Raw genomic sequence first — 12,987 nt, 5'->3', positions numbered from 1 at the left:
CGCGGTCAAACCTCCTGCAGAAGCAGTTTCTGCTCGTCGATCAAGTGCAGCTTGATGAATTCCACCGCGGATTCCACATCGCGCGAGGCAATGGCGTTGAACAGCGTGTTGTAGCGTTTCTGATAGTCCTGAATCCGCTGCGGTGTCAGGTGGCGGCGGCGCAGGGCCGTGCGGTAGGACAGGCGGCAGGCCTCGATCGTCAGCTCGTAGCAGGAATGCAGAAGCGGGTTGCCGGTGCCTTCGGCGATTTTGCGGTAGAGGTCCTCCTCGGCCTCGATGAAATCGCCGGGATCGGTGCGCACGGCCTCGACCCGGGACAGGATCTGGTCCAGCTCCTCGATCTGGCGCGGGGTCATGTTGATCACCGCAAGGCGCACCAGTTCCGGTTCCAGAATGCCGCGGACCACAAGGTGGTCGAGTGGTGAGACTTCGTTGGCCAGCGAGCTGTAGGAGGCTTCCGGCTTGGGGTCGGACCGGAATTTCACAAAGCTGCCAGACCCGGCCCGGCGGTGGATGACGTTCTGGCTGGCCAGCACATCCAGCGCCTCGCGCACGGTGTTGCGGGCCACGCCCAGCTCGGACGCCAGGGTGCGTTCGGAGGGCAGCCGGGTGTCCACGGGGTAACTGCCGGATTTGATCCGGGCGAACAGCGTGTCGATCACCACCTGCACCGTCGCGCCGACGGAATGGGTGGTCAGAATTTGCGAAGTGGTTTCTTCCGCTGAGCTCATGTTTTGTCTTTTCCGGGCCTTATGAGCGGGAAACCCTGCTCCTGATCGCCGTGCCTGTGTTGCAATTGCCGGTTATCGCGGCCGTGCTGCAACGGGCTCACACAGCGGTGACTGGCACACAGATTAGCGGTTTCAGCGCCGCTCAGCAAGGACGGGGCGCAAATTGGTTCTGCGCTTGGGTGTTTCCGCCGGCTCTGAAATTCAGACGTAGCTATCTGTTTTTCCGTCATTTTAATTTTACGTGCTGGCCCGAGCGTTCGGTGGGGTCTGGAATTGGTGCTTTTTTGGTCCAGCAGTAGCAGGCCAGCGGCTCCGGCTGGCGCGGGACGCAGTGCTCAGGCGCCCCGGTTGCCGCGGCGTGGCAACTATTTTCTTTCCTCTGGCGGTAAAGGGTTGGGAAAAACAGGTAATGACAGTAAAATAATATTCGCACCGTTCCTTGCGTCGGGGAAAGTTTTCACATATCGGCTGCTGCGCGCTTGTCAGAGGCCATCGATAAGGAAGATAACACAGTGGCTAAACTCAAAGATGACAGTGACGCAGTGGCAAATAACCTTTCTCAAGACCCGCACCGGGTCCGCGATGGTGCGGAAAAAGTTCTGGAAGTTGCGATCGGGCGCGAAGTGCGGTCGTTCCGGCGCCAGCAGGGGATCACCGTGGCGGATCTGGCCAACCTGACCGGGCTGTCGATCGGGATGCTGTCGAAGATCGAAAACGGCAACACCTCTCCGTCGCTGACAACGCTGCAGCTTCTGGCCAATGCGCTGAGCGTGCCGATCACGTCCTTCTTCCGGCGTTTCGAGGAAAGCCGAGAGGCGGTCCACACCAAATCCGGCGAAGGGGCGGAAACCGAACGGGCAGGTACCCGGGCAGGCCATCAGTATCAGCTTCTGGGGCATCTTGGCGCCAATGCCTCAGGCGTCATGGTGGAGCCCTATATGATCACCCTGACCGAGGAATCGGATGTCTTCCCGACCTTCCAGCATGACGGTGTGGAGATGCTCTATATGCTGGAGGGCGAGGTGGACTACCGGCACGGCGACAAGGTGTTTTCGCTGAAGCCGGGGGACACGCTGTTCTTTGATGCGGATGCGCCGCACGGTCCGGAAGGGCTGGTCAAGCTGCCGGCGCGGTATCTGTCGATCATTTCCTACCCGCAATCGAGCTGAGGCGCGGCTGGCGCGTCCCGCCTATTACGGGGCAGCCGGGGTGCTGATGCACGGATGGGCCAGGCGCTGCGCGATGCGCGGCGCTTTTGCTTTCCAGGGCCGCCTTGCGGATTGCGGGCAAAAAGAAACTGCCGAAGCCAGAGGCAACGGCAGTCAGTGAAGCGGGCCTAAGTGACAGGGGGTAGGGACGGCCCGCTAGTCCGCTCGGGATCAGTCGTCGTCGGGCCAGATGCCGTCCGAGGTTGGGCTGCCGTCATCATACTGCGACAGCCATTCCACCATCATCGGTCGGTTGTCGATGAAGCCCTTGTAGGTTGCGAGCTCCTCCGGCAGGTCGCGGATCACCCGGTGCAGGCGGCGGCCCCATTTCGGCACTGTCACCAGATCGCCGAAGCTGATCAGGTAGCAGCGGATCGGGAACACCAGCGCGTTGGAGCGCGGCAGACGGAAGAAGGTCTGCAATTCGACCCGCAGGTGCTGCTTGCTGCCCATGTTCTCCAAGGTGAGGTCCTGCTTCATCTCGCCCCACTTGTGGTAGTTCTCCGGCGAGGTGTCGAGCAGCGGGTTCACTGTCATGGTCCAGTTCAGGCGCCGCGCGGGCTGGCCCTGCTGGATGTTCAGAAGGAACTTGAGGGCGCGCACGAAAATGCCCATCTCATGGGCCTTCGGCACCGGGGCATGCCATTCGAAGAAGTTCATGCCGATGTCGAAATCCAGGCTCCAGTCGGCCTGGGTGGTGACCATGCCTGCGTCCATCCACAGGTTGTCGTCGCGCTGGTCGAGCAGCGCGAAGTCGCCCTGGGTCTGGCGGGTGATGTATTCCATCGGGCCGTAGGGCAGAGTGCTTTCGTCGAGGAAGGTGAAAGTGTCGTCGATGCCCAGCGGCTTGTTCACCCAGCGCCAGCGGTTGCCGTTCTTGTGCAGCTCGAACAGGTCGGGGTATTCGCGCGCCTTGGCTTCCATGATCAGTTCGACCAGATCCCAGCCTGCCAGCGTCATGTGCGGCAGCGACTGGCAGCGCAGCGGGTCATCCGCCAGTACCTGGGCGCGGTCCTTCATTTCGGAGACATAGTGCTCGTCGACATCGAAGGTGCGCTCGAACACGGAGCCGGGCCGGTAGGAGGTGTGCGGCTCCATGTTGACCGAATACATGTAGCTGTCTTCGTGGAACGGGAAGGGGAAGCGCTTGATCGCCCATTCCGAGTTGCGGAAAGTGAAGTCCCCGCGGAAGGTTTCGTCGTTGAATTGAATGGTCATTTCTCTCTCCCTCAGCGGTCCAGAACCAGGGTCTTGCCCTCAAAGCGCGACACGCAGGGCATGATATGCTTGCCGCCGGCCTTTTGCTCGTCGGTCAGCCAGTGGTCGTAATGCAGGAACTTGCCGTCGTAGCCGATGACATTGGTCTCGCACTGGCCGCAGGCGCCGCCGCGGCAGAGGTAGGGGGCGTCGATGCCGGCCGCCTCCAGCGCTTCCAGCAATGACTGGTGCTCGCCGACCTGGACGATTTTGTTCGAAACCGCGCATTTGACCTCGAAAGGCTTGCCGGAGGCAGGCGCCAGGAATTCCTCGGAATGCACCGCCTCGCGCGGCCATCCCATAGCCTCTGCGGTGCCATGCACCCATTCGATCATGCCCTTTGGGCCGCAAACGTAGACATGGGTGCCGAGCGGCTGGTTGGCGAGCAGGGTCTTGAGGTCGATCGCCTCGTTCTGGTCGTCGTGGTAGATGTGGACCTTGCCCGGATAACGCTCAGACAGCTCCTTGGCGTAGGTGCCCAGCGAGGCCGTGCGGACCGAGTAGTGAAGCTCGAAATGCCCGTCCATCATTGACAGCTGGTGCATCTGCGCCATGAAGGGGGTGATGCCGATACCGCCGGCCAGCATCAGATGCTTCTTTGCGCGCAGATCCAGCGAGAACAAGTTCACCGGGTTGGAGATCACCATCTCCATGCCCTCTATCACCCTGGTGTGCATGAACTTGGAGCCGCCGCGGCCCTGGTCGTCGCGGCGCACCGAAATGGTGTAGGCGCCGCGGTCGGCCGGATTGGACATCAGCGAATAGGCGTTGAGCCGGGTGATGTCGCCGTCCTGCATCTCAACCACGGTGTGCGCCCCGCCCGAGAAAGTGGGCAGGTCGCCGCCGCCGGTGCGGACGAATTTGAAACGGGTGACCAGGTCGTTGATCGGTTTGACCTCGGCCACGGTGACATTCAGTTTTGCGGTGCCAGCACTCATTTGAACAGCTCCACTTTCTCGGGGATGTTGCCCGGATCTTCGGCATCCACCCGCACGCCCTGAAAGGCCGCGATGCGGCGCGAGTAGTGGTCGCGCACGAACAGGCTCAGGCCGCAGTGGCTGCACTCGAACGGATCGGTGGTGACGTCCTCGGTGATGCCCTTGCAGTGCACGCACTGCATGCGCCGTGCGGTCGAGCCGCGGTGTTCGGTTTGGATCGCGGTGTGCGGAATGCCTGCGGTGACTGCCTCATGCATCGCCTGGCCCATCAGGCTCTCGGTGCCGGTCAGATAGACCTGGGTGCCCATGTGGCAGTTCTGCAAGGCGCGGCGGATGCGGCTTTGCGCGGCCTCGTAGGAGGGGCCGCAGTAATACTGGCCGGCGCCCAGCTGCTCCAGCTGGCTGCTGTACTTGGTGCCGGTTTTCTTGGGGATGTAGATGATGTGGGTCTTGGCCCAGAACCCGGGGTCAACGGATTTTGCCAGCCCGAGGATAGCTTCGGCGCCTTCGGCATCGGCAATCATCAGGTGGCCGCTGCCGGCCCGCGGTTCAAGCTCGCCGTAGACGGGGCGGCTTTTGATGGAAGGGGGGAATTCGGTCTTAGACATGTGGATCGCTTTTCCTGCAGTCGGGTGAACGGAAGCGGGCGCCCCCGGATTGGGGACGCCCGGGATTCGGCTCAGCCTTTTGCGGTCCGGCGCTTCTTCTCCGGATCGTGGAACGGCATCTCCGCTGCAACGCAGGGGATCTCGCCAGTGGAGTTCTTGACGGTCAGCTGGACGCCGGGTTCAGCGCAGTCGACCGGCATGCGGGCGATGCCCACGTTGTGCTCGTTCAGGGGCGAGTACATGCCGATGGTAACGACACCCACCTGCTTGCCGTCCTTCAGCAGCGGCGCGCCCTCTTCGGCCGGCTCTGAGCCTTCCAGCTTGACGCCGTAGATCTTGAAGCGTTCCTTGCCCTTCAGGCGGTAGTGCTCCTCGGCGCCGCGGAAGCCGGTCTTGCCCGGGGACACGGTGAAGTCGAGGCCAAGCTCCCACAGTGTATCACCGCATTTCTCGTTCTCGAAGGGGTACATCTCCGAGTTGTCATAGGGGAAGAACAGCAGGTAGCTTTCCGCCCGCAGCAGGTCGAGCGTGGTGAAACGGGTCGGGATGATGCCCTTGGGAGCACCTTTTTCGACCAGGTTGTCCCAGATGTGCGGCGCGTCCTGGCCGCGGCAGAAGATCTCGTAGCCGCGCTCGCCGGTGTAGCCGGTTCGCGAGATGGTTACCGGCTTGTCCCACAGGGTGGTGTGAATGTGGCTGAAGTAAACCACGTCACGGATGCCGGGAACGCCCTGTTCCTCGAGGAAGTCGACGGCAGCGGGGCCTTGCAGGGAGATGTCGTGCAGGTTGTCGTCAAAGCGGATGTCGACGTCGCGGCCTTGGGCCGCCATGGTCAGGGTCTCGTGGCCCTGGCCGGAGCCGTGCACGACCATCCAGCTGTTCGGGCCCATGCGGTAGATGACGCAGTCGTCGATGAACTTGCCGTCGTCGTTCAGCATGCAGGCATAGGTGCTGCGGCCGGGTTTGATTTTTTCCGGATTGCGGGTGGTGGCCCGGTCGATCACATGGCTGGCATGCGGGCCGACCAGGTGCACTTTCTTGAGGCCGGACACATCCATGAAGCCCGCTTTGGTGCGGATTGCCATGTATTCTTCGGTCTGGTCCTTGTCATAGGTCCAGGCGGTGCCCATGCCGCTCCAGTCTTCCAGGTCGGAACCCATCGCCCGGTGGCGGTCAGCAAGGGTTGAGAAGCGCCAGGATGCAGTCATTTTATAAATCTCCCTTTTGGTGCGGACCAAAATTCTTGATCTGGTTCCTTTGGTCCGGTCCAGTTAGCCAAGGGAGGGGGCTTCCTGTCAACGATTATTCCTATCAGGAAAAAGATTTTGCTAAAAAGGCTGGATTCGAACGGCTTTGCGGCATGGACTGGGCTGAAATGGTCTTTTTGGGTCTCGGCTTGGGGTTGCAGGAGGGCTGATTTGACCCGTCCGGAGTGAGAATCGCTGACGGGCGTGCCGGAGATTCGCGTGATTCCGTCGCAATCAGGCGCTGGTTTGTCCCGATTGCCGGGAGTGTCCGCAAGTCACCCGCGGCTGCCAGCTGCCGCATGGTAATCAGCGTTTCGCCTTGGGAAGTCCGGGGTTTAGGGGAACCGGAGCAGAGCGGAGGGAGCCGGCCCCTGCCGGAGGGGATTTCCCTAAGGGTAACAATTTTTCACATGATTATTGACAGCTCGGCCCGCTGAGACTCAATAATATAGGAAAATAATTTTCCCAAGAGGCAAAAAGTGTCCGGGATAGTGCCAACAGGAGGGCAAAACATTGGATGGAAATCTGAACGCGTTAACAACGGTGTTCACCGAGTTCTATTACTGGGTGACCGTTGTCTTCATGTTCCTCATTCACGTGGGGTTCTGCATGTACGAGGTCGGCGCCAGCCGCCACCGCAACCACATGCACACATTGATGAAGAACATCATGATCATTCCGCTGGTCACAGTGACGTTCTTCTTCTTCGGCTGGTGGATCTACTGGGCCTTCCCCAGCTTCCCGTTCTTCGGCGGGCTGAACCATGAAGCCGGCGCGGCGAACCTGCCGTGGTCGGAAAACATGGGCACCAACCTTTCGGACCGGATCACCGGTGTGTTCTGGGCAGCGTTCCTGCTGTTCTCCTGGACAGCGGCCTCGATCGTGTCCGGCGCAGTCATTGAACGGATCCGCTCATCCGCTCTGTGGGTGCACGCGGTCATGATCGGCTCGGTGTTCTGGATCATCGATGCCGCCTGGGGCTGGCATGCCGAGGGCTGGATGGTCAAATACCTGGGCTATCACGATGCCTATGCATCGGGTGTGATCCACGCGGTTGCCGGCGGCTATGCGCTGGGCGTCATCATGGTGCTGGGGCCGCGGCTGGGCAAATTTGCCGCCGATGGCACCCCGCGTGATATTCCACCGCATAACCCGTGGATGCTGACCATCGGCATCTTCCTGATCTATTCGGGTTTCTGGGGCTTCTACGCGGCCTGCAACATCCCGGCGATTTCGCCCGAGGGCATCGGAGGCCTGCTGACCGGCGAGACCTGGACGGCCACCAATATCTATCTGGCGCCAACCTCGCTGTCCGCGATCACCTTCAACTTCCTGATGTCGCTGTCCGGCGGCCTGATGGCAGCCTATGTGGTCTCCAAGGGCGATGCGTTCTGGACCTTCTCCGGCGGCCTGGCGGGCATCATCACGGCTTCTGCCGGCAATGATCTGTATCACCCGATCCAGGCGATGCTGGTTGGCGCGGTTGGTGTCGTGATCGTCTACAATCTGCACTACTGGGTCGAACGCACGTTCAAGATCGACGATGCGGTCGGGGCCGTTGCCGTGCACGGTTATTCGGGCATCGTCGGGCTGATCATCGCAGGCTTCCTGCTGTGGGGCGCGCCGAGCTCTCCCTATGAGGGCTATGCAACCGTCAATCCGGTCGGCCAGACCCTTGGTGCCGTCATCATGTTCTTTGTGCTCGGCTGGCTGCCTGCCTTCGTGATCTCGAAGATCCAGGCCGCCATGGGGGTTTTGCGAATCCCTGCGGAGGTCGAGATTCAAGGTCTCGATTACGCGGAACACCACGCCTACGAGGAAGCAAAAGCCGCAATTATCGAAGCCGACAAGGCTGCGCTGAACATCGGTAAAGTTCCGGCAGAATAAGGAGAACTTAAATGTCTACGATCGGTTACGACAGCTGGGCAGTGGACCTGGCAGAGGTGGGGGCGGTGTATCCCTTCCAAGGGTCAGAGGGTCTGATGGTGGTTCTCGGCGTGATCTTCTGGATTGGCTGGCACAGGATCCAGTTTGTCCGCGAAGGCGAGCATCTGCAGAAGGCTAAGAACATAGGAGACAAGGAGAAAATAACCTCCTTGCTTGAGAAGTACTGACTTGAAACCCAAGAAGGCGCGCCAACTCGGCGCGCCTTTTTCTTCCTTCTAAGGAAAATAAGTTTCATAAGAGTTGAACGGGTGAGCGCAAACTGCTAGCGTTGATTCGAGTTGAAAACCAGGAGGCACACCCATGTGCGGGATTGTCGGTCTTTTTCTGAAAGACAAATCACTTGAGCCGAAGCTGGGCGATATGCTCACCGATATGCTCATCACCATGACGGACCGCGGTCCGGACAGCGCCGGTATCGCCATCTACGGCGCCAACAGCGACGGGCGCACCAAGCTTACTGTTCAGTCGGATAAGCCCGGCGAGGCTTTCGGCGGGCTGGATAGCGCCCTGGCCGAGGCGCTGGGCGGTGAAGTGTCGATCCGGGTGATCGATACCCACGCGGTTCTGAACCTGCCTGCGGGCAAGGAAGAGGAAGCCCGCACCGCGCTGGCAGAGCTGCGCCCCGGCCTGCGGGTCATGAGCGCAGGCGAAGCGATCGAGATCTACAAGGAAGTCGGCCTGCCGGAGAAAGTCGCGGAGCGCTTTGACGTGCGCGGCATGAGCGGCACCCATGGCATCGGCCACACCCGTATGGCGACCGAATCCGCCGTGACCACCGAGGGCGCGCACCCGTTCTCCACCGGCCTGGATCAGTGCCTGGTGCACAACGGTTCGCTCTCCAACCATAACTCTCTCCGCCGCCGGCTGCAGCGCGAGGGCGTGCGCATCGAAAGCCAGAACGACACCGAGGTCGGTGCCGCTTATCTGACCTGGAAGATGCAGAACGGCGCCACTCTGGGCGAAGCGCTGGAAGGGACCCTTGAGGACCTGGACGGTTTCTTCAACTTCGTTGTGGGCACCAAGGACGGCTTTGGCGTGGTCCGCGACCCGATCGCCTGCAAGCCCGCCGTTATGGCCGAGACCGACCAGTATGTGGCTTTCGGAAGTGAATACCGCGCGCTGGTGAACCTGCCGGGCATCGAAGACGCCAAAGTCTGGGAGCCCGAACCCGCAACCGTTTACTTCTGGAACCACTAAGATGCAGACATACGACCTTGAAGCAAATGGCCTGCGCGGTCTGAACGCGGCCCTGCAGGAACTCAACGGCAGCTCCGACAAGACTGCCTGGGAAATCGTCAACCCCAAGGGCAGCCATGCCATTGCCGTGGGTTTGAATTCGCCCGCCGAAGTGACGATCAAGGGCTCCACCGGCTACTACTGCGCCGGCATGAACCAGCAGGCGACCGTGACGGTCAAAGGCTCGGTTGGCCCGGGTGTGGCGGAAAACATGATGTCCGGCACCGTGATCGTGGAAGGCGACGCCAGCCAGTACGCCGGGGCCACCGGCCAGGGCGGCCTGCTGGTGATCAAGGGCAACGCCTCGTCGCGCTGCGGCATCTCGATGAAGGGCATCGACATCGTCGTGCACGGCAACATCGGCCACATGTGCGCCTTCATGGGGCAGGCCGGCAACCTGGTGGTGCTGGGCGATGCCGGTGATGCGCTGGGCGACAGCTGCTACGAGGCGCGCTTCTTTGTGCGCGGCTCGGTCAAGAGCCTGGGCGCCGACTGCATCGAGAAGGAAATGCGCCCCGAGCACATCGAGGTCCTCAAGGATCTCCTGGCCCGGGCCGGCGCGGATGCCAAACCGGAAGAGTTCAAGCGCTACGGCTCGGCCCGCAAGCTCTACAACTTCGACGTCGACAACGCGCAAGCGTACTAAGGACAGGGATCAACAGACATGGATAGCAATAACATCCCCCGCACGGTCCCGATTCAGTCGGCGACCTTCTCCAACCCGATCAACGCGGAAATCCGCCGCGCTGCGGCCTCCGGGATCTATGACATCCGCGGCGGCGGCGCCAAGCGCCGGGTCCCGCACTTTGACGACCTGCTGTTTCTCGGCGCCTCGGTCTCGCGCTACCCGCTGGAAGGCTATCGCGAGAAATGCGAAACCAAGGTGACTCTTGGCACCCGCTTTGCCAAGAAGCCGATCGAGCTGGACATCCCGATCACCATCGCCGGCATGAGCTTTGGCGCGCTGTCGGGCCCGGCCAAGGAAGCCCTGGGCCGCGGCGCCTCTGCTGCCGGCACCTCGACCACCACCGGTGACGGCGGCATGACCCCGGAAGAGCGCGGCCATTCTTCCAAGCTGGTGTACCAGTACCTGCCGTCGCGTTACGGCATGAACCCTGATGATCTGCGCAAGGCCGATGCGATCGAGGTTGTGGTCGGCCAGGGCGCCAAGCCGGGCGGCGGCGGCATGCTGCTGGGCCAGAAGATTTCCGACCGGGTCGCGCAAATGCGCTGCCTGCCCAAAGGGATCGACCAGCGGTCCGCCTGCCGCCACCCCGACTGGACGGGGCCGGATGATCTGGAAATCAAGATCCTCGAGCTGCGCGAAATCACCGATTGGCAAGTGCCGATCTATGTGAAGGTCGGCGGCACCCGCCCCTATTATGACACTGCTCTGGCGGTGAAAGCGGGCGCCGACGTGGTGGTCCTGGACGGCATGCAGGGCGGCACCGCTGCCACCCAGGATGTGTTCATCGAGCATGTCGGCCTGCCGACTCTGGCCTGTATCCGGCCTGCCGTTCAGGCGCTTCAGGATCTGGGCATGCACCGTGAGGTTCAGCTGGTCGTGTCCGGCGGCATCCGCACCGGCGCAGACGTGGCCAAGGCGCTGGCGCTGGGCGCAGACGCCGTCGCTATCGGCACCGCGGCGCTGATCGCCCTGGGCGACAACGATCCCAAATGGGAGAGCGAGTACCAGAAACTGGGCACCACCACCGGCGCCTATGATGACTGGCACGAGGGCAAGGACCCGGCCGGGATCACCACCCAGGACGCCGAACTGATGAAGCGTCTGGACCCCATTGATGCGGGCCGCCGCCTGCGCAACTATCTCAAGGTGATGACGCTGGAGGCGCAGACGATTGCCCGTGCCTGCGGCCACAACCACCTGCACAACCTCGAGCCCGAGGACCTGTGCGCCCTGACCATGGAGGCCGCCGCTATGGCGCGCGTGCCGCTGGCCGGTACCGACTGGTACCCCGGCAAGGCAGGGTTCTGAGTTATTGCCGGGACGCGGCCCCCTGCGGTGCCGCGTCCCACAACAAACACCTTCAACAGGGAAAGGAAGTAGGACCATGACGACAGATCTGGCTGCTTTCGCTAAAGAAAAAGGCGTCAAATACTTCATGATCTCCTTCACCGATTTGTTCGGTGGCCAGCGCGCCAAACTGGTGCCGGCAGAGGCGATCGCGGATATGCAGGAAGACGGGGCCGGCTTTGCCGGTTTTGCCACCTGGCTTGACCTCACCCCGGCGCACCCGGACATGTTGGCGGTGCCGGATCCGTCCTCGGTGATCCAGCTGCCATGGAAGCCGGAGGTCGCCTGGGTGGCGGCCAACTGCGTGATGGAAGGCAAGGACCTGGCCCAGGCGCCGCGCAACGTGCTGCGCCGCCTGATCAAGGAAGCCGCCGACGAAGGGCTGCATGTGAAAACCGGCATCGAGGCCGAGTTCTTCCTGCTGACCCCGGACGGCGAGGAAATCTCGGACGATCACGACACTGCGGAGAAGCCCTGCTACGACCAGCAGGCGATGATGCGCCGCTACGATGTGATCCGCGAGATCTGCGATTACATGCTGGAGCTGGGCTGGGGCCCCTACCAGAACGACCACGAGGACGCCAACGGCCAGTGGGAGATGAACTGGGACTTCGACGACGCCCTGGCAACCGCGGACAAGCACAGCTTCTTCAAGTTCATGGCGAAATCGGTTGCAGAGAAGCACGGCTTCCGCGCAACCTTCATGCCCAAGCCGGTTGAGGGCCTCACCGGCAACGGCTGCCATGCGCATATCTCGGTCTGGGACGCGCCGGGCAAGGATTCCCGCACCAACGTCTTTGCGGCCGAGAAGGGCGAGGGCCAGATTGCCGAGCTGGGCCTCTCCCAGCAGGGCGGCTACTTCCTGGGCGGCATCATGAAGCATGCTTCGGCCCTGGCGGCGATCACCAACCCGACGGTGAACTCCTACAAGCGGATCAATGCGCCGCGCACCACGTCCGGCGCCACCTGGGCACCGAACACCGTGACCTGGACCGGCAACAACCGCACCCATATGGTGCGCGTCCCCGGCCCGGGCCGGTTCGAGCTGCGCCTGCCGGACGGGGCGGTGAACCCCTATCTGCTGCAGGCCGTGATCATCGCGGCCGGCCTCTCGGGTGTCCGTTCCAAGGCTGATCCGGGCCCGCGCCACGACATCGACATGTATGCGGAAGGCCACAAGATCACGGATGCGCCGAAACTGCCGCTCAACATGCTGGATGCGCTGCGTTTCTATGACAAGGACGATGGCCTGAAGGCGATGATGGGTGAAGAGTTCTCCACTGCTTACCTGAAGATGAAGCAGCAGGAGTGGAATTCCTTCGTCAACCATTTCTCCCGCTGGGAGAAGGATAACACGCTGGATATCTAGACACTGATTCCCCCTGTCCGGCCGTCAGGCCGGACCCTGCACGGCCCGGGCAATGCCCGGGCCCTTTTGTTTGCGGCAGCGCATGCCGCAAATGCGCCGTGTTCACCCGGGGTGAAATACCGGCTGTTTCCTATTGGCGGCGGAAATGCGGAAAATGCCCGGTTTTACACAGAAAACAGGGCGGCAGGGTGTTGACGGTCAGGAAAATAAATTGAGTAATAGGAATATATCTTGCCTCGTAATGAAGCTTTGCTTCGGGGCGTGAACCGGAACGGATGGCAGCAGGGAGATGGCCATGAGCTACAAGAGTGACATCGAGATTGCGCGTGAGGCGCAGAAGAAGCCGATCCAGGAGATTGGCGCGAAGATCGGGATTTCGGACAGCGACCTGCTGCCCTACGGCCATGACAA

Annotated in this window: 14 protein-coding genes; 9 read left to right on the top strand and 5 right to left on the bottom strand. The window is 61.7% G+C overall.

Annotation, left to right across the window (positions count from 1 at the left end; translation table 11 throughout):
- Positions 1 to 5: 5 nt before the first annotated feature.
- Positions 6 to 731: a FadR/GntR family transcriptional regulator gene (locus KUV26_RS18055; protein WP_222504632.1), complete on the bottom strand. Its 726-nt coding sequence runs from the start codon at positions 729 to 731 to the stop codon at positions 6 to 8.
- Positions 732 to 1,243: 512 nt separating this feature from the next.
- Here KUV26_RS18055 and KUV26_RS18050 point away from each other — a divergent pair.
- A complete protein-coding gene (locus KUV26_RS18050; protein ID WP_315900141.1) occupies positions 1,244 to 1,900 on the top strand; it encodes an XRE family transcriptional regulator in 657 nt (218 codons plus the stop codon).
- A 210-nt stretch (positions 1,901 to 2,110) separates the two neighbouring features.
- On the opposite strand, the gene KUV26_RS18045 is transcribed toward KUV26_RS18050, so the two are convergent.
- The 4 genes from KUV26_RS18045 to KUV26_RS18030 form a co-directional block, all read right to left on the bottom strand.
- A complete protein-coding gene (locus KUV26_RS18045) occupies positions 2,111 to 3,157 on the bottom strand; it encodes a heme-dependent oxidative N-demethylase family protein (RefSeq protein ID WP_222504631.1) in 1,047 nt (348 codons plus the stop codon).
- An 11-nt stretch (positions 3,158 to 3,168) separates the two neighbouring features.
- Entirely contained in the window at positions 3,169 to 4,134 is a 966-nt protein-coding gene (locus KUV26_RS18040; protein ID WP_222509414.1) for a PDR/VanB family oxidoreductase, read from the bottom strand.
- Positions 4,131 to 4,742 (bottom strand): dimethylamine monooxygenase subunit DmmA family protein, encoded by a 612-nt coding sequence (locus tag KUV26_RS18035; protein WP_222504629.1) that lies wholly within the window; start codon positions 4,740 to 4,742, stop codon positions 4,131 to 4,133. Before KUV26_RS18035 ends, KUV26_RS18040 begins: the two co-directional genes overlap by 4 nt.
- A 71-nt stretch (positions 4,743 to 4,813) precedes the next feature.
- Positions 4,814 to 5,950, bottom strand: coding sequence for an aminomethyltransferase family protein (locus KUV26_RS18030; protein WP_222509413.1), 1,137 nt, complete (start codon positions 5,948 to 5,950; stop codon positions 4,814 to 4,816).
- A gap of 35 nt (positions 5,951 to 5,985) precedes the next feature.
- On the opposite strand from KUV26_RS18030, the gene KUV26_RS18025 reads away from it, so the two are divergent.
- From KUV26_RS18025 to KUV26_RS17990, 8 genes are all read left to right on the top strand, one after another.
- Positions 5,986 to 6,159 (top strand): hypothetical protein, encoded by a 174-nt coding sequence (locus KUV26_RS18025; protein ID WP_222504627.1) that lies wholly within the window; start codon positions 5,986 to 5,988, stop codon positions 6,157 to 6,159.
- Positions 6,160 to 6,502: 343 nt separating this feature from the next.
- On the top strand, positions 6,503 to 7,876 hold the full coding sequence (locus KUV26_RS18020; protein WP_222504626.1) for an ammonium transporter: 1,374 nt from the start codon (positions 6,503 to 6,505) through the stop codon (positions 7,874 to 7,876).
- A gap of 11 nt (positions 7,877 to 7,887) precedes the next feature.
- Positions 7,888 to 8,103, top strand: a complete 216-nt coding sequence (locus tag KUV26_RS18015; RefSeq protein ID WP_222504625.1) for a hypothetical protein — start codon at positions 7,888 to 7,890, stop codon at positions 8,101 to 8,103.
- A gap of 133 nt (positions 8,104 to 8,236) precedes the next feature.
- Positions 8,237 to 9,133 carry a class II glutamine amidotransferase gene (locus KUV26_RS18010; protein ID WP_222509412.1) on the top strand — a complete coding sequence of 299 codons (897 nt, stop codon included), beginning with the start codon at positions 8,237 to 8,239 and terminating at the stop codon, positions 9,131 to 9,133.
- A 1-nt stretch (position 9,134) separates the two neighbouring features.
- Positions 9,135 to 9,818: a GXGXG domain-containing protein gene (locus KUV26_RS18005; protein WP_222504623.1), complete on the top strand. Its 684-nt coding sequence runs from the start codon at positions 9,135 to 9,137 to the stop codon at positions 9,816 to 9,818.
- Between the two features lie 18 nt (positions 9,819 to 9,836).
- On the top strand, positions 9,837 to 11,168 hold the full coding sequence (locus KUV26_RS18000) for an FMN-binding glutamate synthase family protein (RefSeq protein ID WP_222509411.1): 1,332 nt from the start codon (positions 9,837 to 9,839) through the stop codon (positions 11,166 to 11,168).
- A gap of 76 nt (positions 11,169 to 11,244) precedes the next feature.
- Complete coding sequence (gene glnT / locus KUV26_RS17995; RefSeq protein ID WP_222504621.1) at positions 11,245 to 12,576, top strand: type III glutamate--ammonia ligase; 1,332 nt, start codon at positions 11,245 to 11,247, stop codon at positions 12,574 to 12,576.
- Between the two features lie 295 nt (positions 12,577 to 12,871).
- Positions 12,872 to 12,987, top strand: a 116-nt coding sequence (locus tag KUV26_RS17990; RefSeq protein WP_222477505.1) for a formate--tetrahydrofolate ligase, incomplete at its 3' end; no start/stop codon positions are given.

This window comes from Leisingera daeponensis, assembly GCF_019801465.1.
Lineage (GTDB): Bacteria > Pseudomonadota > Alphaproteobacteria > Rhodobacterales > Rhodobacteraceae > Leisingera > Leisingera daeponensis_A.
Note: the sequence above shows the minus strand (reverse complement) of the source record. Positions and strands in the feature narration are given on the sequence as shown.

Bases quoted from the DNA above. Each gene is read 5' to 3' on its own strand.
- KUV26_RS18055 (WP_222504632.1), bottom strand. From the start codon at position 731: ATGAGCTCAGCGGAAGAAACCACTTCGCAAATTCTGACCACCCATTCC.
- KUV26_RS18045 (WP_222504631.1), bottom strand. From the start codon at position 3,157: ATGACCATTCAATTCAACGACGAAACCTTCCGCGGGGACTTCACTTTC.
- KUV26_RS18040 (WP_222509414.1), bottom strand. From the start codon at position 4,134: ATGAGTGCTGGCACCGCAAAACTGAATGTCACCGTGGCCGAGGTCAAA.
- KUV26_RS18035 (WP_222504629.1), bottom strand. From the start codon at position 4,742: ATGTCTAAGACCGAATTCCCCCCTTCCATCAAAAGCCGCCCCGTCTAC.
- KUV26_RS18030 (WP_222509413.1), bottom strand. From the start codon at position 5,950: ATGACTGCATCCTGGCGCTTCTCAACCCTTGCTGACCGCCACCGGGCG.
- KUV26_RS18015 (WP_222504625.1), top strand. From the start codon at position 7,888: ATGTCTACGATCGGTTACGACAGCTGGGCAGTGGACCTGGCAGAGGTG.
- KUV26_RS18010 (WP_222509412.1), top strand. From the start codon at position 8,237: ATGTGCGGGATTGTCGGTCTTTTTCTGAAAGACAAATCACTTGAGCCG.
- KUV26_RS18005 (WP_222504623.1), top strand. From the start codon at position 9,135: ATGCAGACATACGACCTTGAAGCAAATGGCCTGCGCGGTCTGAACGCG.
- KUV26_RS18000 (WP_222509411.1), top strand. From the start codon at position 9,837: ATGGATAGCAATAACATCCCCCGCACGGTCCCGATTCAGTCGGCGACC.
- glnT (WP_222504621.1), top strand. From the start codon at position 11,245: ATGACGACAGATCTGGCTGCTTTCGCTAAAGAAAAAGGCGTCAAATAC.